The sequence below is a fragment of the Streptococcus sp. HMSC071D03 genome, from assembly GCF_001812125.1.
Lineage (GTDB): Bacteria > Bacillota > Bacilli > Lactobacillales > Streptococcaceae > Streptococcus > Streptococcus pseudopneumoniae_N.
This window is the reverse complement of the sequence record NZ_KV807755.1, coordinates 25,860-45,521: the sequence shown is the minus strand read 5'-3', so window position 1 is coordinate 45,521 and position 19,662 is coordinate 25,860. Positions and strand designations below refer to the sequence as shown.

At 39.7% G+C, this 19,662-nt stretch carries 19 protein-coding genes and 1 riboswitch; of the genes, 8 read left to right on the top strand and 11 right to left on the bottom strand.

Going from position 1 to position 19,662, the window contains the following annotated elements; all coding sequences use genetic code 11:
- Nucleotides 1–20 precede the first annotated feature (20 nt).
- The 11 genes from ilvA to HMPREF2837_RS05995 form a co-directional block, all read right to left on the bottom strand.
- Nucleotides 21–1,271: a threonine ammonia-lyase IlvA gene (ilvA, locus tag HMPREF2837_RS06045; protein WP_049549013.1), complete on the bottom strand. Its 1,251-nt coding sequence runs from the start codon at nt 1,269–1,271 to the stop codon at nt 21–23.
- An 80-nt stretch (nt 1,272–1,351) separates the two neighbouring features.
- The gene (ilvC, locus tag HMPREF2837_RS06040; protein WP_000290683.1) at nt 1,352–2,374 is read right to left on the bottom strand and encodes a ketol-acid reductoisomerase; all 1,023 of its coding nucleotides are present in this window, start codon (nt 2,372–2,374) and stop codon (nt 1,352–1,354) included.
- A gap of 218 nt (nt 2,375–2,592) precedes the next feature.
- Nucleotides 2,593–3,069, bottom strand: coding sequence for an acetolactate synthase small subunit (gene ilvN, locus HMPREF2837_RS06035; protein ID WP_001253809.1), 477 nt, complete (start codon nt 3,067–3,069; stop codon nt 2,593–2,595).
- The gene (locus HMPREF2837_RS06030; protein WP_049549012.1) at nt 3,062–4,762 is read right to left on the bottom strand and encodes an acetolactate synthase large subunit; all 1,701 of its coding nucleotides are present in this window, start codon (nt 4,760–4,762) and stop codon (nt 3,062–3,064) included. Before HMPREF2837_RS06030 ends, ilvN begins: the two co-directional genes overlap by 8 nt.
- 212 nt (nt 4,763–4,974) lie before the next feature.
- Nucleotides 4,975–5,664 carry a 50S ribosomal protein L1 gene (rplA, locus tag HMPREF2837_RS06025; RefSeq protein ID WP_001085672.1) on the bottom strand — a complete coding sequence of 230 codons (690 nt, stop codon included), beginning with the start codon at nt 5,662–5,664 and terminating at the stop codon, nt 4,975–4,977.
- Between the two features lie 96 nt (nt 5,665–5,760).
- Nucleotides 5,761–6,186 (bottom strand): 50S ribosomal protein L11, encoded by a 426-nt coding sequence (gene rplK, locus HMPREF2837_RS06020; RefSeq protein WP_001085808.1) that lies wholly within the window; start codon nt 6,184–6,186, stop codon nt 5,761–5,763.
- A gap of 193 nt (nt 6,187–6,379) precedes the next feature.
- Nucleotides 6,380–6,862: a GNAT family N-acetyltransferase gene (locus HMPREF2837_RS06015; protein ID WP_049549022.1), complete on the bottom strand. Its 483-nt coding sequence runs from the start codon at nt 6,860–6,862 to the stop codon at nt 6,380–6,382.
- Nucleotides 6,837–7,256 (bottom strand): ParB N-terminal domain-containing protein, encoded by a 420-nt coding sequence (locus HMPREF2837_RS06010; RefSeq protein ID WP_049549011.1) that lies wholly within the window; start codon nt 7,254–7,256, stop codon nt 6,837–6,839. The genes HMPREF2837_RS06015 and HMPREF2837_RS06010 overlap by 26 nt, the downstream gene beginning before the upstream one ends.
- 27 nt (nt 7,257–7,283) lie before the next feature.
- Nucleotides 7,284–7,934: a phosphatase PAP2 family protein gene (locus tag HMPREF2837_RS06005; RefSeq protein ID WP_049549010.1), complete on the bottom strand. Its 651-nt coding sequence runs from the start codon at nt 7,932–7,934 to the stop codon at nt 7,284–7,286.
- Nucleotides 7,924–8,487 carry an ECF transporter S component gene (locus HMPREF2837_RS06000; protein ID WP_049549009.1) on the bottom strand — a complete coding sequence of 188 codons (564 nt, stop codon included), beginning with the start codon at nt 8,485–8,487 and terminating at the stop codon, nt 7,924–7,926. The genes HMPREF2837_RS06005 and HMPREF2837_RS06000 overlap by 11 nt, the downstream gene beginning before the upstream one ends.
- 156 nt (nt 8,488–8,643) lie before the next feature.
- A riboswitch (FMN riboswitch) is annotated at nt 8,644–8,862 on the bottom strand.
- A 48-nt stretch (nt 8,863–8,910) separates the two neighbouring features.
- Nucleotides 8,911–9,414, bottom strand: coding sequence for a tRNA (cytidine(34)-2'-O)-methyltransferase (locus HMPREF2837_RS05995; protein WP_049549008.1), 504 nt, complete (start codon nt 9,412–9,414; stop codon nt 8,911–8,913).
- A gap of 393 nt (nt 9,415–9,807) precedes the next feature.
- Between HMPREF2837_RS05995 and trkA the strand changes: the two genes are divergently transcribed.
- From trkA to HMPREF2837_RS05955, 8 genes are all read left to right on the top strand, one after another.
- On the top strand, nt 9,808–11,157 hold the full coding sequence (trkA, locus tag HMPREF2837_RS05990) for a Trk system potassium transporter TrkA (RefSeq protein ID WP_049549007.1): 1,350 nt from the start codon (nt 9,808–9,810) through the stop codon (nt 11,155–11,157).
- Nucleotides 11,158–11,160: 3 nt separating this feature from the next.
- The gene (locus HMPREF2837_RS05985; RefSeq protein ID WP_049549006.1) at nt 11,161–12,600 is read left to right on the top strand and encodes a TrkH family potassium uptake protein; all 1,440 of its coding nucleotides are present in this window, start codon (nt 11,161–11,163) and stop codon (nt 12,598–12,600) included.
- Nucleotides 12,601–12,775: 175 nt separating this feature from the next.
- On the top strand, nt 12,776–13,396 hold the full coding sequence (locus HMPREF2837_RS05980) for a hypothetical protein (RefSeq protein ID WP_065426691.1): 621 nt from the start codon (nt 12,776–12,778) through the stop codon (nt 13,394–13,396).
- Nucleotides 13,397–13,456: 60 nt separating this feature from the next.
- Nucleotides 13,457–14,149: a CPBP family intramembrane glutamic endopeptidase gene (locus HMPREF2837_RS05975; protein WP_049549004.1), complete on the top strand. Its 693-nt coding sequence runs from the start codon at nt 13,457–13,459 to the stop codon at nt 14,147–14,149.
- Between the two features lie 355 nt (nt 14,150–14,504).
- Nucleotides 14,505–15,734, top strand: a complete 1,230-nt coding sequence (gene arcA / locus HMPREF2837_RS05970) for an arginine deiminase (protein WP_049549003.1) — start codon at nt 14,505–14,507, stop codon at nt 15,732–15,734.
- Between the two features lie 67 nt (nt 15,735–15,801).
- Nucleotides 15,802–16,815, top strand: a complete 1,014-nt coding sequence (gene argF / locus HMPREF2837_RS05965; protein ID WP_186823206.1) for an ornithine carbamoyltransferase — start codon at nt 15,802–15,804, stop codon at nt 16,813–16,815.
- A gap of 281 nt (nt 16,816–17,096) precedes the next feature.
- Nucleotides 17,097–18,044: a carbamate kinase gene (gene arcC, locus HMPREF2837_RS05960; protein ID WP_049549001.1), complete on the top strand. Its 948-nt coding sequence runs from the start codon at nt 17,097–17,099 to the stop codon at nt 18,042–18,044.
- Nucleotides 18,045–18,138: 94 nt separating this feature from the next.
- On the top strand, nt 18,139–19,647 hold the full coding sequence (locus HMPREF2837_RS05955; RefSeq protein ID WP_049549000.1) for a YfcC family protein: 1,509 nt from the start codon (nt 18,139–18,141) through the stop codon (nt 19,645–19,647).
- Nucleotides 19,648–19,662: the final 15 nt, after the last annotated feature.

Genomic DNA, 19,662 nt, shown 5'->3' with positions numbered 1-19,662 from the left:
GATAAAAATTTCATAGCATATTAAACAAGCATATTATATAGGGTCTCATTCCCATTCAAGTTAATATAAGATGGGTCAAATTTCTCCATCCGGTGAATCAATCCCGCATAATCGTGCTTATCAGCAAGTGCAACCCCTATCAATACTGGACCAGTTCCCTTGCTAGCTCGTTTGATATATTCAAAACGAGTAATATCATCATGAGGTCCTAAGATATCATTTACAAACTCTCGAAGTGCTCCCGGACGTTGTGGGAAATTCACTACAAAGTAATGCTTGATACCATCATAAATCAAGGCACGTTCTTCCATCTCTGGCATACGGTTGATGTCATTATTCCCTCCAGAAATGATACAACAAATGGTCTTGCCCTTAATATAATCGGATAATACTTCCAAGGCTGCAATACTAGCAGCACCCGCAGGCTCAGCTACAATCCCTTGTTTAGAATAAAGATCAATTAAGGTCTCAGAAATCAATCCTTCATCTACACCGATAAGAGTTTCAACATTTTTTCGTGTTGCTTCATAGGTCAACTGCCCTACTTTTTGTACTGCAATCCCATCCGCAAATTTATCAATTTCTTTAAGTTTAACCGGTCCCCCAGCTTCAAAGGCAGCCTTCATAGAACGAGCACCATTTGCTTCAACACCAATCACTTCAATTGCTGGATTAGTTTCTTTAATATAAGTAGAAACACCTGAAATGAGGCCTCCACCTCCAACTGGTACCAAGACAGTATCAAATTCAATAGATTCTTTACGAGCTTCTTCTAAAATTTCATAGGCTACCGTACCCTGGCCAGCTTGAACATAGGGATCATCGAAGGGGTCAATAAAAGTACGATTTTCAGCTACAGTAAAGTCTTGAGCAGCCTTGGCTGAAGCATCAAAAGTATCCCCTACTAATTTGATAGTCACAAAATCTCCTCCAAAGAAACGGACCTGACCAATTTTCTGTTGAGGTGTCGTAATTGGCATAAAGATTGTTGCAGGGATCTTCATCTCATTACATGTGTAGGCAACTCCTTGAGCGTGATTTCCCGCTGAAGCACACACTACACCACGTTCACGTTCCTCTTTTGTCAATTGCGAGATAGCGTAATAAGCTCCACGAATTTTAAAAGAACGGACACGTTGAGCATTTTCCTTTTTAAGATAAATTTTCGCTCCGTATTTTTCGGATAAATAATGATCGTAGTCAAGTGGTGTATTGGCTACTACACCACTCAAAACCTTGTGGGCTTTCACCACATCTTTTGCACTTAGCATAATCTCCTCCTAGATGAGTTTTCAAGATAAAAAGCGAGTTAGGTTCCCCCCAACTCGCCTTCTGTTTATATTCTTAAAAATTAGTTGTAGATCTTGAATGCATCATCGTCGTTTTTACCGACAAATGGCATTGCTTTACGCAATTCTGCACCAACTTTTTCAATTTCAAGGTTAGCTGCTTGTTCACGGTAGGCAGTCAATTTTGGACGTCCAGCTTTGTAGTCATTTACAAAGTCGTTGGCGAATTTACCATTTTGGATGTCCGCAAGAACTGCTTTCATGTTTTCTTTGACTTGTTCAGTGATTACACGTGGACCTGAAACATAGTCACCATACTCAGCAGTGTTTGAAATTGATTGACGCATTTTCTTAAATCCACCTTCGTAGATCAAGTCAACGATCAATTTCATTTCGTGAAGAACTTCAAAGTAAGCCAATTCTGGAGCATAACCAGCTTCTGTCAAGACTTCAAAACCAGCTTCAATAAGGGCAGTCAAACCACCACAAAGTACTGCTTGTTCACCAAACAAATCTTCTTCAGTTTCTTCTTTGTATGTTGTTTCAAGAAGACCTACACGCGCTGCACCAACACCTTTACACCAGTCCATAGCGATGTTTTTGGCATTTCCTGTTGCATCTTGGTAGACAGCGTAAAGTGCTGGAACACCAAATCCTTCTTCGTAAGTACGACGTACCAAGTGTCCTGGTCCTTTAGGAGCACACATAAAGACATCAACATCTGCAGGAACTTTGATGAATTCGAAGTGAATGTTGAAACCATGTGCAAATCCAACAGCATTTCCAGCTTCCAAGTTTGGAGCAATTTCTGCTTCGTACAATTCTTGTTGGATTTCATCTGGTGCCAAGATCATGATAACATCAGCCAATTTAGTTGCTTCTGCTACTGTGTAAGTGTCAAAACCATCTTCTTTTGCTTTATCGAAAGATTTACCTGGACGTACACCGATGATCACATCGCGACCTGAATCACGCAAGTTTTGAGCGTGCGCATGTCCTTGTGAACCATAACCAATAACGGCGATTTTTTTACCGTCAAGTGCTGCTACTTTTACATCTTTTTCGTATTCCATTTGAACTGCCATAGTTTTTTCTCTCTTTTCTATTTTTATTGCCTGTTAGGCTGGTTTAACAAATTTAAGTTGGATTCTTTTACTCAATGAAAATCAAAGAGCAAACTAGGAAGCTAGCTGCAGGTTGCTCAAAGCACTGCTTTGAGGTTGTAAATAAGACTGACGAAGTCAGTAACATATACCTACGGCAAAGCGACGCTAACGTAGTTTGAAGAGATTTACGAAGAGTATTAGTCGCGGGTAAATCCAGTTGCACCCGTACGAGCGATATTCTTGATACCGTAAGGTCGAATGACTCGAATCAAAGCTTCACTCTTTTCTGCATTCCCAGTCATCTGAATGGTAATGGAACTTGGAGCTACATCGACTACTGTTGCACGGAAAGGTTGGATAATAGCCAAAATTTCTGCACGTTTTTCAGCAGGCGCTGAAACCTTTATAAGAATTACTTCTCGTTCTAAGTGGGGCTGATCCGTAATATCACGAATACGAATTACATCAATCTGACGATTCAGTTGTTTGATGATTTGCTCCACCTCGTCATGTGAGGCAACATCGATGATAATGGTAATCCGTGACACATTTGGATTTTCGGTTGCGCCAACAGAAATGCTTTCGATATTGACTTGACGTCTCGATAAGACTCCTGTGAAGCGATTGAGAACACCTGAACGGTTTTGAAGTTTGGCTGTTAACATTCTACGCATTAAACTTCACCCCCAACATCTCATGATTACTCTTACCAGCTGGTACCATCGGTAAAACATGTTCTTTCCGAGAAATGTCTACTTCAATAAACATTGGTTCATCTTCCATGATGACTTCCAAATCCTTCTCAAGAGTTTCAGGATTATCAAACTTATAATTCTTAATTCCATAGGCTTGAGCCATCAATTGGAAATCTGGAAGGCTATCAAAGACCGACTCTGAAGTTCGACCATCATAGAAGGCTTCTTGCCACTGGCGAACCATCCCGAGTGAATGGTTATTAAGCATGATGACCTTGATTGGAATCTTGTAAATATTTAAGATTGCCAATTCCTGATTAGTCATCTGGAAACCGCCATCTCCGACAAAGAGAACAACTTCTTTATCTGGATTAGCAATCTTAGCACCAATAGCTGCTGGAACTCCGAATCCCATGGTTCCTAGACCACCTGATGTTACGAGTTGTCGCTCGTTTTGGTAAGGATAGTATTGAGCCGTCCACATTTGGTGTTGTCCAACGTCTGTTACAACAATGGCATCGCCATTGGTCAACTCACCGACGCGTTCAATAACTGCTTGAGGTTGAACCACACGTTCTTTCTTATCATAAGAACGAACACGATTCTTATCTTTGGTAACTTTTTCAATCCATTTTTCAGTATTGTTACGAACGATTGGCTCAGCTAGTAACTGCTGCAAGGCCTTTTTAGCATCTCCAACAACCGGGATATCAACAGCGATAATCTTACCAATCTCTGCTGGATCGATATCAATATGCGCTACTTTTGCATTCTTAGCAAAGGTTTTAGGATTTCCAGTCAAACGGTCATCAAAGCGGCAACCAATAGAAATCATGAAATCAGCCTCAGTCATGGCAATATTTGCTGCAAAGGAACCATGCATTCCGCCCATTCCCAAAAACAGTGGATGGCTAGTTGCAATTGTTCCCTGTCCCAAAAGACTTGTCACAACTGGAATTTGATAACGCTCTGCAAATTCATTTAACTCTGCCGCAGCCTCAGCGTAACTAATCCCACCCCCAGCTAGCAAGACTGGTTTTTTAGCCTTAGACAATTGCTTCAAGATTTTCTTGATTTGCATATCATTTGGCTCAAGTGTTGGCTGATAACTTGGTAAATCTATCTCTGGAGAGTATACGAAGTCTGTCTCAAGCGCAGAAACATCTTTTGGTAGGTCAATGACGACTGGCCCTGGACGACCTGTAGTCGCAATATGCACAGCTTCTGTAATAATTCGCGGAATATCCGCAGTTTCTCGAACCTGATAATTGTACTTAGTGATTGGCATGGTGATACCAACGATATCAGCTTCTTGAAAAGCATCCTTACCGATTCCCGCTCTTGCAACTTGTCCTGTGAAGACCAAAAGGGGAACACTATCGCTCATAGCATCTGCGATCCCTGTAATGGCATTTGTAGCTCCTGGTCCGCTTGTGACGACTGCAACACCCAGTTTTCCTGTTGACTTAGCATAACCTTCAGCTTCGTGAAGACAGCCCTGCTCATGGCGACCTAGAATATGGCGGATTCCCTTAAAATTATAAATAGCATCATATAAAGGAAGTACTGCTCCACCAGGATAACCAAAAATCGTGTCGATTCCTAAGTCGCGAAGTGTTTCCAAAACAAGATCCGATCCCGTCTTAGGTGAGTCTAAAATGATTTTCTCCATCGTTCCCCTTTCTCTTCTCTTAAAAATAGCTTGTTACTATCATACCATTTTTTCAAAAATTTTCAAGAGAAAAGAGCAAATTTTCTGAATTTTCTATCTAGATACTTTACAATATCAAATAGATTAGAAAGTTTATACGTATTTTTATTTTTTTAATAGAAAAAAGGTTGAGACAAATTTGTCTTCAACCTTTCATGTTAAATCATTACTAATTAAAGTGAGTTAACGTCAACCTTGATACCAACACCTTGAGTAGTTGTGATTGTCAAGCTTGTTACGTAAGTTCCTTTAGCAGTAGCTGGTTTAGCTTTTTGGATTGTTTCGTTGAATGCTTTGAAGTTTTCTACTAACTTGTCAGCTTCAAATGAAACTTTACCGATGATAGCTTGTACGATACCTGCACGGTCAGCACGGTAAGTGATTTTACCACCTTTAGACTCTTCAACTGCTTTAGCAACATCCATTGTTACAGTACCAGTTTTAGGGTTTGGCATCAAGTTACGAGGTCCAAGGACACGTCCAAGACGTCCAACAAGAGCCATCATGTCAGGTGTAGCGATAACTACGTCGAAGTCCAACCAACCGTCGTTGATTTTAGCAACAAGGTCATCTTCACCAACGAAGTCTGCACCAGCAGCTTTTGCTTCTTCAGCTTTTGCACCACGTGCAAATACAAGAACGCGAGCTGTTTTACCAGTACCGTTTGGCAATACCATTGCTCCACGGATTTGTTGGTCAGCTTTTTTAACGTCAATGTTCAAGTTGTAAGCAACTTCTACAGTTGCATCAAATTTTGCAAAGTTAGTTTCTTTTGCAAGAGCTACAGCTTCTTCTACGCTGTATGCTTTTGTGCTGTCGATCTTCTCAAGAGCAGCACGAAGTTGTTTGCTTTTTTTAGCCATTTTCTATTCTCCTTGTAAGTGGTTCAATCGATTTTCATCTCCCACGTCACTTCTCGAAATGATGAAGTCTTGCGGGTTATATAGGGATGTTATTGATTAGTCAACAACAGTGAATCCCATAGAACGAGCAGTACCTTCGATCATACGCATTGCAGACTCAATGTTTGCAGCGTTCAAATCTGGCATTTTAGTTTCTGCAATTTCTTGTACTTGTGCACGAGTAACTGTAGCAACCTTAGTTTTGTTAGGTGTACCTGATCCTTTTTCAACACCTGCAGCTTTTTTCAAAAGAACAGCAGCTGGTGGTGTTTTTGTAACGAAAGTAAATGATTTGTCTTCGTATACTGAAATAACAACTGGAATGATCATACCAGCTTGGTCAGCAGTACGAGCGTTGAACTCTTTTGTGAATCCCATGATGTTGATACCAGCTTGACCAAGAGCAGGTCCAACTGGTGGAGCTGGTGTAGCTTTACCAGCAGGGATTTGCAATTTTACAAGTTTTTCGACTTTTTTAGCCATTTTTAAATCCTCCTTTGTGGTTTTGGCGGTAATTTAGAGATTTTTACCTCCCACAAGTATGCTTTACACATACCCATCTATTATACACTATTTTAAAAAAAATGCAAGAGAAATTTTTATTTTTGACATTTCTTTATGTTACACTTTTTTGGTGCAATTAATCTTCAAAATCTTCTACCACGATGGAGTGAATTCATTCGCTCAAAGTCAGTACAAAACTCAAGCCCTTTTCAGTAGCGCCTCTTTCCACAAATCCAAGAGACTCAAAACATCTTATAGAGGTACGATTGAAAGTATAGATTTCTTGAACGTTCAATTGTTTCCAACCCTTTTGCCGAGCTAGATCAATCAAAGCCTTCAAAACCTTGCGTCCAAGTCCTTGATGTTGATAAATTGGATTGCCAATCACAATAGGAAGGTTTTCCTGAGATAAGGTTACATCCCCAATTGGAAGCCACTCTCCTTTTTCTCGAAACTCAATCCAGAACAAATCCCCGTGTCTTTCTAAATAGGAATACATGGCATTTAATTTTTCCGGACTATAAGGTATTCTAATACCGTCTACAAGTTCCACCAAATCCACATCTTGATACCAGGCCAAAGCTGCATCATGATGATCTGCTAAAAAATAGGGAACTAGACGCAAGGAATCATCTATCTGAATGATTTTTGTCATCATTTTCTAATCCTAATACTAGCTCCGCTGCTTGATTAAAACCATCACACCAGTTATACCACTTTGCCTCATACTCATCTTGAGGTAAGATTTGATTTTTTAAATCCAGAACAGAGTATATCTTTCTTTTCTCACAAGCTTGCGCATAAAGATGATAGAGTTCATCACCTCCATCTCTATCCCACTCAGCAGAAATTGTATCCTGGCCTACCAACAAAGCCTGATAAGCCCTGTGATGCCCATCTGTAATCAACAAATAATCTCCAAATGCAAGAACACTGATTGGATTGATATTGTGCTTTTCTACCGATTGATAAAGCATCTGGATATCTTGTAATTTCTCTTCTGATAAGTATAGTTGACTCGGATGAAGATCTTTTATGTTGACTTCCATTTCTTTCTCCTCAAGAAGAGTTAATGCCTACTTCTGCTTGCCTGTAAATCGCCATTGAAAACGCAGTTTATCATAGAAAGGAAACTCCATAAACAAAACTCCTAGGCCTACACAAAGGCTGGCAATCACATCTGATGGGTAGTGAACTCCCAGATAAATTCTTGATACCAATACACTGACGATGTATAAACTTAGCAAGATTTGAACGATTTTTCTCCAAGTTGTATTCTTAATCCGTTGGCTCAAAATCACAATCAAAGATCCTACCATGAGCGTCACAGCCAGAGAATGTCCACTAGGAAATGAGAAACCTTTTTCCTCCACTAGATGTACTATTTCTGGTCTAGGTCGTTGGTAGATATTTTTAAAAGTTACGATTAAGATTCCAGCTAAAGTCAAATTCCCTAGCATGAGATAAGTTTCCAGTTTCCATCGCTTACGGTAAAAAATAAAAGCTACAATGAGAACCCAAGTGATAATGACTGGGATATCAATTAAATGTGTGATTGTTCTGAAAAGAAAGGTCAAGGAAGCAGGTAAGTCACCTCGAATAGCAGTCTGGATTGGTTGATCAAAGCCAATCAGCATATTAGGGTAAAACTTGACAATATAACCTAAAATTACAAAAAGCAAAAGGGCAAAAGAGCCCTTCATCAAATATGTTTGTTTATCTTTCATAGTATTTTAAAGTTGGTTTCAAAAGGACAAACAACAACCAGAAAGAGATGGCAAAGATAATACCTTCAATCAGATTAAAAGGCAAGACCATAGTCATCAGGTAGTTGCTCAATCCTAAGATTTTCTCAATATCAAAATTAGCAAACCTAGCGTACAAAGGAACAGCATAGACGTAGTTCAGAACTAGCATAGCTAGAGTCAAACCAAGCGTACCAGCTATTGAAGCTAGGACGAAACGCATGGTTGTACGCTCTTTTTTCCAAATCAAACCAAAAGCAAGTACAAAGACTCCCAAGGCAACAATATTCATCGGTAAACCAATATAGGTACTAACCCCTTGATTGTTCAAAAGAATTTTCAACAAGGACCGAAGGAAAAGCACTCCAAAAGCTGCTGGTAAATCCAAGACTACCAATCCCACAAGGACCGGTAAAATACTGAACTCAATCCTCAAGAAGGATGCCGCTGGCAAAAGCGGAAAGTCAAAGTACATCAACACAAATGAAAGCGCTGATAGAATTGCAATGGTCGAAAGTCGACGTGTGTTTGTCATAACAGGTTCCTCCAATTTTCTATAAAATCAGAAGAAGTTGGAAAGGATTCCTCTATCTACCCTCTATTTTTATATTCCAAAAGTTTCCCCTCACTCTTTTTAGCAAGCGGTTGCAATTTACCTATAAAAAATCAATTAGAATAGACAAAGCCATTCTTTCGTCTTCTCCCATCCAGACTATACTGTCGGTTGTGGAATCTCACCACATCAGCTTGCGCTCGCGGACTTATTTGGCTAAGATATTTTAGATTTATCTAGACGTCGCAGTCGAAGATAATACTTAAAGTATATCGAGACAAGACAACGAAGAGAAAGCTAAAATAGCTAGTCAAATTCACCGCCGGTCGGGAATCTCACCCAGCCCTGAAGACCCCTTTATGATAACAAAAAAAGCTTGCAAGCGCAAGCATTTTATCTAAGTGTTTATTTCAATTTATCTGTTTCATAAGTGTGAACCAGTTCGAGGCCCACAAAGTTTTGTTGTCGGAGAGCCTCATAGACAATCATACATACTGTATTAGATACATTCAGGCTACGAACATGTTCATCATTCATCGGAATTCTGAGAGCCTTTTCTGGATGCTCACGCATAAATTCCTCAGGCAAGCCCTTATCTTCACGCCCAAAGAGAAAATAATGATCTCCTTCTGTCGTGAAATCTGCATCTGAATAGACTTTTTCTGCAAACTTGGAAATCAGGTAGAGCTGACCATCCATTTTTCCCATAAAATCAGCCAAGCTATCATAAAAATGAATCTCAAGCTTGTCCCAATAATCTAGACCTGCCCGCTTCATCTTACGATCATCAATAGGAAAACCCATCGGTTTGATAATATGAAGGGGCGCATTCGTTGCTGCGCAAGTACGAGCAATATTACCCGTATTTTGTGGAATCTGGGGTTCAAATAATACAATGTGATTTGCCATGCCTTGTTTCCTCTCACTAGTGCAAAAAAATAGCCACACTGCCCGGAGTCAAGCTCAGCAAACAGCGTGGTTAAGGCATCGTTAACTTACCTCACAACAGGTTTGAAGTAAATCAGCGAAACTACTGTTTTAGTATATCACTTTCAGCTTGATTGTCAATAGAAATGACTTGATTTTTTCAATTTTTTTACAAACATATTTACATTAGCTAAAAATGCTTATGTATTCATTAGAATTACACGAAAATAGCTGATTTATATCTTAAATTTTGAACAAGTAAGATTATCAGTGGGACAATTTTCTACCCTAATAATGAAAAGAGTCGGTTGCCGAGTGCATTTTATTCTAAAAAAGAGTATGATAGATACATATTGAAAAAGTAGGTTATTTAATATGAAGATTATTCTTGTCGGAGGGGGGAAAGTTGGTTCTGCCCTTTGTCGTTCACTTGTCGCTGACAATCATGATGTTGTCCTAATTGAACAGAACGAAACGGTTCTTAATTATATGACAAGCCGTTTTGATATTATTGGAATTGCAGGAAACGGTGCTGACTTTGCCATGCTAGAAGCTGCCAATGTTCAAGACTGCGATATTTTCATCGCTATGACTCAATATGACGAGGTCAATATGGTCTCTGCTGTCTTAGCTAAAAAGATGGGGGCTAAAGAAACCATCGTCCGTGTTCGCAATCCTGAGTATTCCAACCCTTACTTTAAAGAAAAAAATATTCTCGGATTTTCTCTTATTGTCAATCCAGAACTCCTTGCAGCTCGTGCTATCGCTAATATCATCGACTTCCCAAATGCTCTTTCTGTTGAGCGTTTTGCAGGTGGTTTGGTTAGTTTGATGGAATTCAAGGTTCGAATTGATAGTAATATTTGTCAGATGTCTATTGTTGATTTCCGTAAAAAGTTTGGTAATGTTATCGTTTGTGCCATTGAACGCGATCATAAGCTCATGATTCCAAGTGGGGATATGGTCCTCCAAGATAAGGATCGGATTTTTGTTACAGGTAACCGTGTAGACATGATGCTTTTTCATAACTATGTCAAATCTCGTGTCGTTAAAAGTTTACTCATTATTGGAGCTGGAAAAATCGCTTACTACCTTGTTGGTATTTTGAAAGATAGCCGTATTGATACCAAGGTCATTGAACTCAATCCAGATCGCGCAGCATTTTTCAGTCAAAAATATCCAAAACTCTATATTGTGCAAGGTGATGGAACCGCAAAAGATATCCTCCTAGAAGAAAGCGCCCAACACTACGATGCTGTCGCAACTCTCACTGGCGTTGACGAAGAAAACATTATTACATCTATGTTCTTAGATAGTGTTGGTGTTCAGAAAAACATCACCAAGGTCAATCGAACTAGCCTTTTAGAGATTATCCATGCACCTGAGTTTTCTAGTATTATCACACCAAAAACCATCGCTGTAGATGCTATCATGCACTTTATCCACGGTCGTGCCAATGCCCAATATTCAGATCTTCAAGCGATGCACCACCTTGCAAATGGACATATTGAGACTCTTCAATTTCTCATCAAGGAAGCCAATAAAATGACTGGCAAACCATTGTCTCAACTTAAATTCAAAAAAGATTTGTTGATCGCTGCTATTATTCGTAATGGGAAAACCATCTTCCCAACTGGTGAAGATAGCCTTCAAGTCGGTGATAAGTTAGTTGTCATCACACTACTATCAAATATCACCAAAATCTATGATCTGTTAGAGAGGTAAGCTATGAATAGAAGTATGGTACGATTTCTTCTTGCAAAGCTACTCTTGATCGAGGCTGGTCTACTCTTAGTTCCAGTTAGCATTGCCCTTTATTATCGAGAATCAAGTCAAGTTTTTACAGCTCTTTTCTCTACCATCGGAATCCTTGTTGTTCTAGGTCTTCTTGGCATCATCAGCAAGCCTAAAAAACAGCGAATCTATGCAAAAGAAGGGGTCTTAATTGTAGCTCTCTGTTGGATCCTCTGGTCATTCTTTGGTGCCCTTCCCTTTGTCTTTTCAGGGCAAATTCCCGATATGATAGATGCCTTCTTTGAGATTAGTTCTGGCTTCACAACAACGGGAGCAACCATTTTAAATTATGTTTCTGTCTTAAGTCGTTCTCTTCTATTTTGGAGGAGTTTTACCCACCTCATCGGAGGGATGGGGGTACTGGTTTTTGCCCTAGCTATTATGGACAATGCTAAAAATAGTCACCTAGAAGTTATGAAGGCTGAGGTTCCAGGACCAGTATTTGGCAAGGTTGTATCTAAGCTAAAAAATACAGCTCAAATCCTTTATATCCTCTACCTGGCTATGTTTGCCCTCTTTGTAGTTATTTATTACCTTGCTGGGATGCCACTCTACGATAGTTTTGTTATCGCTATGGGTACTGCTGGTACTGGTGGCTTTACTGTTTATAATGACGGAATTGCCCACTATCACAGTTCTCTCATCACCTATCTGACAAGTGTCGGGGTTTTGATGTTTGGTGTCAATTTCAATCTCTACTACTACCTCATGCTCCGTCGTATCAAGGAATTCTTTTTTGATGAAGAACTCCGAGCATATCTCTTGATTGTGGCTATATCTACTGGTCTAATCACACTCAACACGCTTCATCTCTATAGCGGAGTTTCTCAAAGCTTTGAGATGGCCTTCTTCCAAGTATCTAACATCATTACCACTACTGGTTTTGGATATGGAGATATCACGAACTGGCCTTTGTTTTCTCAATACATCTTGCTAATGCTGATGGCAATCGGTGGTTCTGCTGGTTCTACCGCTGGTGGTCTCAAGATCATCCGTGGAGTCATCCTGTCTAAAATTGCTAAAAATCAAGTCTTGTCTACCATATCACCTCACCGTGTGTTAACCCTTCAGGTTAATCAAACGGTTATTGATAAGGATACCCAGCACAAGATCCTGAAGTATTTTGTGGTTTATATCATGATTCTACTCAGTTTGATTTTCATCGTCAGTTTAGATACCAATAATTTAATGGTTGTCACGAGTGCTGTTTTCAGTTGTTTTAACAATATCGGTCCTATTTTAGGAACAACTGCAAGTTTCTCAATTTTTAGTCCATTTTCAAAACTTCTACTATCTTTTGCAATGATTGCAGGACGTCTGGAAATCTATCCAATCATACTGCTCTTTATGAAGCGAACCTGGTCTAAACGTTAGAACAATCAACTTTACACCCTATCTTCTCTCTTCAAGGAACCCTTGAAGGGGGATTTTTTAGTTTCAAAAGACAAGACAGCTCTAAAAATCGACAATTGGGAATTTAAGGATTTTTCTCTCCTATCTTTTAGCTATAATAAGAAAAAAATATAGGGGATACTTTATGGAAAAAGTCATGAAATCAATTCGACTACTCTTGTTCTTTGCCTTAATCCAACTGGCATTTTGTAGTTGTATCTTTTGGTCTGGAACCTCTCTGGCCCTCAAACAATCCTGTTTTTATTTTCTACTGGCTTTATTAGGATTATCTGGGTCTTGTGCCTTTATGCATTATTTATCTAGTCACAACCTAAAAAGAGATAGACTGATTGATAGGAGTCGCTTTATCTTTTTATTGTATAGTATGATGGTTATTGTCAATCTCTGTGGTGTTGGACTTGTTCTGTCAGAGAGTATCGTCACTGTTAACTTACTTCAAAAAGAAGCTGTAGAACTCATCCTTCCCTCCTTCTTTTTTCTCTTTGGAGTTGATCTCGTTACCTTTCTCCCCTTGAAAAAATGGAGAAGGTTACAAAAAGATTCCAGTAGCAAGGAAGTGAGATTTTCCGTCATCATCATTTCTATTTTAATCTTCCTACGTAATCCAATCACCATTTTATCGATTGCTTTTTATATTGGCCTTGGTGCTCTATTTCTCAGTTTTTTATTCCCAAAAAATTTGAGACAGGAGGTATCATTCTACGGTCATTTGATTCGGGATATTCTATTTGTCGTCTGTACTTTCATCTTATGGTAACAAATAGAATCTTCTCAGCAATTGTGCTATAATTAGATAAAAATTTTAGGAGACATATCAATGAACTTTTTTAAAGATTTTCGTAAACGACTCGCGTGGTTTGGGATTTTGTTAGTAGCCATCGTGCTCTCTCAAATCCCGATGCAAACTCTAGCTCTGCTAGCAATAAGTCAGATTGAGCCTATATGGTCATCACTTATCGTAGCTCTTATTTCGATTCTTGTACTTGCTATCTTTTTATACGGAGCCCATAAGAGCAAGTTACTAGTATTTAAGCCTAAACTCTTAACGATTAATGATCTTCCTCGTATTGTTTTGAGTTATTTGACAATCTTTGTTGGAAATCTTGTAGGTGGCATCTGGTTACAACTCATAAAACAAACAACAACTTCTAATCAGCAAGTAATTAACAACCTTATTTCTGAAAGCTCTCTGATTAGCAGTTTCTTCCTCATCGTTTTAATCGCACCTATTTGTGAAGAAATCATCTGTCGCGGGATTATTCCTACCAAACTCTTCCAAGGCTACGAAAAGTTTGGCTATATTATTGGTTGGTTGATCTTCCTCCTTGCGCACAGACCTTCTAATCTCCCTTCCTTCTTGATTTATGGCTGGATGTCAGCCGTCCTCACTTGGACTGCTTATCGTACCAGACGTTTGGAAATGTCTATCTCAGTCCATATGCTACTTAATAGTATCAGCTTCATCTTAATGGCACTCTTCATAATTTTTATGAAAAATTTCGGTATGTAATACCCAACTATTCATTCCCTTAGGCTAGATCAATCGTCCTAGTCTAAGGGATTTTTTGTTTCAACAAACTTTTCACCTCAGAAAATCCACCTTTTTCTACAATCTCAAATTTTTTTAAAAAAATTTTAAAAATATTTTTATGCATAAATTTTATAGAATATAAAAATAAGTTAACTTAACATGTATATTTGTGAATATTCTTATAAAAAAAATGTAAGAAATACTTTAAAATAGCCATTTTAAAGCCTTTTAGGCCTTATCATATCCCTTGTAATGCATATTAATTTGTGATACTATTAGCTTGTAAGCGATACCAATATCATTTGGTACACACGAGAAAAAAAGGAGGATCCACATGTCTTCACATCCAATTCATGTTTTCTCAGAAATTGGGAAACTGAAAAAAGTTATGTTGCACCGTCCGGGTCAAGAATTAGAAAACTTGATGCCAGATCACCTTGAGAGGTTGCTCTTTGATGACATCCCATTTTTAGCAGATGCCCAAAGTGAACACGACGCCTTTGCTCAAGCACTCCGTGACGAAGGAATCGAAGTGCTCTATCTTGAACAGTTGGCTGCTGAATCATTAACTTCTCCAGAAATACGCGACCAGTTCATCGAAGAATATCTCAACGAAGCAAATATTCGTGGTCGACAAACTAAAAATGCCATCCGAAAACTGCTTCATGATATTGACGACAATCTTGAACTGATCAAGAAAACAATGGCAGGTGTTCAAAAAGTTGAATTGCCTGACATCCCTGAAGAAGGCAAAGGATTAACTGACTTGGTTGAATCTGACTATCCGTTTGCCATCGATCCAATGCCAAACCTTTACTTCACCCGCGACCCATTTGCGACTATCGGGAATGCAGTATCACTTAATCACATGTACGCCGATACACGCAATCGCGAAACACTTTATGGTAAGTACATCTTCAAGCATCACCCAATTTATGGTGGCAAAGTAGAGCTCATCTATAACCGTGAAGAAACTACTCGGATTGAAGGTGGAGATGAACTTGTTCTTTCAAAAGATGTCCTAGCAGTTGGGATCTCTCAACGGACCGATGCCGCTTCTATCGAAAAACTTTTGGTTAATATCTTCAAAAAGAATGTTGGCTTCAAGAAAGTTTTGGCTTTTGAATTTTCAAACAGCCGTAAGTTCATGCACTTGGATACTGTCTTCACCATGGTAGACTATGACAAATTTACAATCCACCCAGAAATCCAAGGCAATCTTCGTGTCTATTCCGTCACTTACGAAAATGAAGAACTCAAGATTGTTGAAGAAAAAGGAGATTTGGCAGAACTCCTTGCTCAAAACCTTGGTTTAGAAAAAGTTACACTCATTCCTTGTGGTGATGGTAATATTGTTGCAGCTGCTCGTGAACAATGGAATGATGGCTCTAACACACTCGCTATCGCACCAGGTGTCGTAGTCGTTTATGAACGCAACACTGTGACCAATAAGAAACTTGAAGAATATGGACTTCGTCTCATTAAGATTCGCGGCAGGGAGTTGGTACGCGGTCGTGGTGGACCTCGTTGTATGTCAATGCCGTTTGAACGCGAAGACATTTAAATTCTTCCTATTTCTGCCTAGCATCTGCTAGCAGAATCATGCTTGTTAGAAAAGGATATATAGAATGATACATTCAGTATTTCAAGGAAGAAGTTTTCTAGCTGAAAAAGATTTTACCCGTGCAGAGCTCGAATATTTGATTGGACTTTCAGCTCACTTGAAGGATCTTAAAAAACGAAACATCGAACACCGCTATCTAGCTGGTAAAAATATTGCTCTTTTATTCGAAAAAACTTCTACCCGTACACGCGCAGCATTCACAACTGCTGCAATCGATCTTGGTGCACATCCAGAATACCTGGGGGCCAACGATATTCAACTAGGTAAAAAAGAAACTACGGAAGATACCGCAAAAGTTTTGGGACGTATGTTTGATGGTATTGAATTCCGTGGTTTTAGTCAAGATATGGTTGAAGAATTAGCTGAATTCTCTGGTGTTCCTGTTTGGAATGGCTTGACGGATAAATGGCACCCAACTCAAATGCTTGCAGACTATTTGACAGTACTAGAAAATTTCGGACATCTTGAAGGTTTGACATTGGTTTACTGTGGTGACGGTCGTAACAATGTTGCCAATAGCCTTCTAGTAACAGGAGCAATCCTTGGTGTGAACGTTCATGTCTTTTCACCAAAAGAACTCTTCCCAGATCAAGCAGTTGTTGCACTGGCTGAGGGATATGCCAAAGAAAGTGGGGCTCACATTCTCATCACAGAAGATGCTGATCAAGCTGTAAAAGGGGCTGATGTCCTTTACACTGATGTTTGGGTATCTATGGGCGAAGAAGATAAGTTTGCAGAACGCGTTGCTTTGCTAAAACCTTATCAAGTAAATATGGAGCTTATTAAGAAAGCAGGCAATGAAGACTTAATCTTCCTCCACTGCTTACCAGCCTTTCATGATACAAATACAATCTATGGCAGACAAGTAGCTGAGAAATTTGGTGTAAAAGAAATGGAAGTAACTAATGAGGTCTTCCATAGCAAATATGCTCGTCAGTTTGATCAAGCAGAAAATCGTATGCACACCATCAAAGCCGTTATGGCTGCTACACTAGGAAATCTCTATATTCCTAAAGTGTGATACCAACTATAAGAAACAGCTTAGGGGCTGAGACTAGTGTTTTAGTCCGGTCCCTTTTTGTAATAGTTACGAGCTCTGAGTTGGAATTTGAAAACAGTCACATTCAAGCTACTAGCTTAACATTCAACCTAAACCTCATAACAAAAAATTAACTGCCTCCCCAGTTATTTACATGTCTAGAATTCCAACTCTGCTCGTTTGTAGAAAGCCTTCTTCTCAACTTCCAAATCCAAGCTTTTAACCAAAATTGGTTTTTATCCATCCAAAAGAAAGGAGCGCTCATGTCTCATCGTAAAATTGTTGTCGCTCTTGGAGGGAATGCTATTCTCTCTACCGATCCATCTGCTCAAGCCCAAGAAGCAGCTCTGGCAGAAACAGCACGCCATCTGGTGAAACTCATCCAAAATGGTGATGAATTGATTATCACCCATGGCAATGGACCGCAAGTCGGTAACTTGCTCCTTCAACATCTAGCAGCAGATTCCGAAAAAAATCCAGTCTTCCCTCTAGACTCACTCGTAGCCATGACTGAAGGTAGTATCGGTTTTTGGCTCCAAAATGCTTTAGATAATGCTTTGCTTGATTTGAAATTGGAAAAACCTGTTGCGTCTGTTGTAACGCAAGTAGTCGTAGACAAAGATGATCCAGCATTTCTTAACCCAAGCAAACCAATCGGTCCTTTCTACTCAGAAGAAGATGCCAAAGCAGAAAGCGAAAGAACTGGAGCAACCTTCAAAGAGGATGCAGGTCGCGGTTGGCGTAAGGTCGTTGCTTCGCCAAAACCTATCCACATCAAAGAAATCGATAGTATCCGAGCATTGCTAAACGCAGGTCAAGTTGTCATCGCTGCAGGCGGTGGAGGTATTCCTGTAATCGAAAATGAAAACGGTTACCTATCGGGGGTAGAAGCCGTTATCGATAAGGACTTTGCATCTCAACGCTTGGCAGAACTGGTTGAAGCCGATCTCTTCATCGTTTTGACTGGCGTAGATTATGCTTATGTCAACTATAACAAACCAAATCAAGAAAAATTGGAGCAGGTAACTGTTAGCCAACTCCAAGAATACATCCAAGAGGGGCAATTTGCTCCTGGTAGTATGCTACCAAAAATCCAAGCTGCCATTGATTTTGTAACCAATCGTCCAGCAGGAAAAGCCGTCATCACTTCCCTCAGCAATTTGGGAGCCTTGATTGAATCTGATAGCGGAACAATCATCGTTAAAGATTAATATCTTAGTGATACCTTACAAGAAAGTTTAGTCAGCACTCTTGCCACCATCATTCGTTTTTATACTGTGTGACATAGTTTAGGAGGAAAAACAAATGAGTGAAAATAAAAAAAGGTTTCAAATGCCTTCATCATACACTGTTTTGATCATCATCATTGCCATTATGGCATTTTTGACCTGGGTCATTCCTGCAGGTAAGTATGATACCAATGAAGCAGGTAACCTCATCGCAGGTACCTATCAAACTGTTGACTCTAATCCTCAAGGGATTTACGATGTCTTTATGGCACCAATTCGTGCCATGCTCGGTCACGAACCAACTAGCGCAGCAATCGACGTTGCCTTCTTTATCCTTATGGTCGGAGGTTTCCTTGGTGTCGTAAACGCTACTGGTACACTCGATGTAGGGATTGCCTCCATCGTTAAAAAATACAAGGGCCGCGAAAAAATGTTGATTCTCATCCTCATGCCCCTCTTCGCACTTGGAGGAACTACCTATGGTATGGGGGAAGAAACCATGGCCTTCTATCCCCTTCTTGTCCCTGTAATGATGGCAGTTGGTTTTGACAGTATCACTGCCGTAGCCATCATCTTACTAGGTTCTCAAGTTGGTTGTTTGGCATCTACATTGAATCCATTTGCTACAGTTATCGCCTCTGATACTGCAGGAATCTCTTCTATGGATGGGGTTATTCTCCGTGTTATCTTCTGGTTTGTAATGACAGGTATCAGCACTTACTTTGTCTATCGTTATGCAGAAAAGATTCAAAAAGATCCTACTAAATCACTCGTTTACGCTCAACGCGAAGAAGATATCAAACACTTTAATGTTTCAGAAAACGATGATGCACCATCTACTTTGAGCAAGAAACAAAAACATGTCCTCGCTTTGTTTGTATTAACCTTTATCATTATGATTGCAAGTTTCATCCCTTGGGTTGATTTGCATGTTACTGTATTTGAAGACTTCAAGAATTGGTTAATCGGCCTTCCTGTAATTGGAGGAGTTATCGGTTCATCTGCTCAACCATTTGGTAGCTGGTACTTCCCAGAAGGCGCTATGCTCTTTGCCGTTATGGGGATTTTGATTGGTGTTGTCTATGGTCTCAAAGAAAGCAAGATTGTCTCAACCTTCCTAACTGGTGCTGCAGATTTGCTTTCAGTAGCCTTGATTTGTGCGGTTGCTCGTGGTATCCAAGTTATCATGAACGATGGTATGATTACTGCAACCATCCTACACTGGGGTGAAGTTGGCCTTCAAGGTCTTTCTCCTCAAATCTTCATCGTATTGACCTATATCTTCTACCTACCTATGTCCTTCCTCATTCCTTCTTCATCTGGTCTTGCTAGTGCAACTATGGGTATAATGGCTCCTCTTGGAGAGTTCGTCAATGTTAAAGCAAGCCTTATCGTCACTGCCTACCAATCTGCATCTGGTGTCCTTAACCTTGTGACTCCTACTTCAGGTATTGTTATGGGTGCTCTTGCTCTTGGTCGTGTCAGCCTTGGAACTTGGTGGAAGTTTGTTGGAAAACTCGTCATCGTCATTGTCGTTGCAAGTATTCTACTTCTTATCTTAGGTACCTTTGTGCCATTCTTATAATAAAGAGGGAAATAC

Excerpts from the sequence above, each read along its gene's own strand:
- arcC (WP_049549001.1), top strand. The coding sequence starts at position 17,097 with ATGTCTCATCGTAAAATTGTTGTCGCTCTTGGAGGGAATGCTATTCTC.
- rplK (WP_001085808.1), bottom strand. The coding sequence starts at position 6,186 with ATGGCTAAAAAAGTCGAAAAACTTGTAAAATTGCAAATCCCTGCTGGT.
- arcA (WP_049549003.1), top strand. The coding sequence starts at position 14,505 with ATGTCTTCACATCCAATTCATGTTTTCTCAGAAATTGGGAAACTGAAA.
- HMPREF2837_RS06000 (WP_049549009.1), bottom strand. The coding sequence starts at position 8,487 with ATGACAAACACACGTCGACTTTCGACCATTGCAATTCTATCAGCGCTT.
- HMPREF2837_RS05980 (WP_065426691.1), top strand. The coding sequence starts at position 12,776 with ATGAAATCAATTCGACTACTCTTGTTCTTTGCCTTAATCCAACTGGCA.
- HMPREF2837_RS06030 (WP_049549012.1), bottom strand. The coding sequence starts at position 4,762 with ATGGAGAAAATCATTTTAGACTCACCTAAGACGGGATCGGATCTTGTT.
- HMPREF2837_RS05975 (WP_049549004.1), top strand. The coding sequence starts at position 13,457 with ATGAACTTTTTTAAAGATTTTCGTAAACGACTCGCGTGGTTTGGGATT.
- rplA (WP_001085672.1), bottom strand. The coding sequence starts at position 5,664 with ATGGCTAAAAAAAGCAAACAACTTCGTGCTGCTCTTGAGAAGATCGAC.
- HMPREF2837_RS06015 (WP_049549022.1), bottom strand. The coding sequence starts at position 6,862 with ATGACAAAAATCATTCAGATAGATGATTCCTTGCGTCTAGTTCCCTAT.
- ilvN (WP_001253809.1), bottom strand. The coding sequence starts at position 3,069 with ATGCGTAGAATGTTAACAGCCAAACTTCAAAACCGTTCAGGTGTTCTC.
- ilvA (WP_049549013.1), bottom strand. The coding sequence starts at position 1,271 with ATGCTAAGTGCAAAAGATGTGGTGAAAGCCCACAAGGTTTTGAGTGGT.
- HMPREF2837_RS05955 (WP_049549000.1), top strand. The coding sequence starts at position 18,139 with ATGAGTGAAAATAAAAAAAGGTTTCAAATGCCTTCATCATACACTGTT.
- HMPREF2837_RS06005 (WP_049549010.1), bottom strand. The coding sequence starts at position 7,934 with ATGAAAGATAAACAAACATATTTGATGAAGGGCTCTTTTGCCCTTTTG.
- HMPREF2837_RS05995 (WP_049549008.1), bottom strand. The coding sequence starts at position 9,414 with ATGGCAAATCACATTGTATTATTTGAACCCCAGATTCCACAAAATACG.
- HMPREF2837_RS06010 (WP_049549011.1), bottom strand. The coding sequence starts at position 7,256 with ATGGAAGTCAACATAAAAGATCTTCATCCGAGTCAACTATACTTATCA.
- HMPREF2837_RS05985 (WP_049549006.1), top strand. The coding sequence starts at position 11,161 with ATGAATAGAAGTATGGTACGATTTCTTCTTGCAAAGCTACTCTTGATC.
- ilvC (WP_000290683.1), bottom strand. The coding sequence starts at position 2,374 with ATGGCAGTTCAAATGGAATACGAAAAAGATGTAAAAGTAGCAGCACTT.
- trkA (WP_049549007.1), top strand. The coding sequence starts at position 9,808 with ATGAAGATTATTCTTGTCGGAGGGGGGAAAGTTGGTTCTGCCCTTTGT.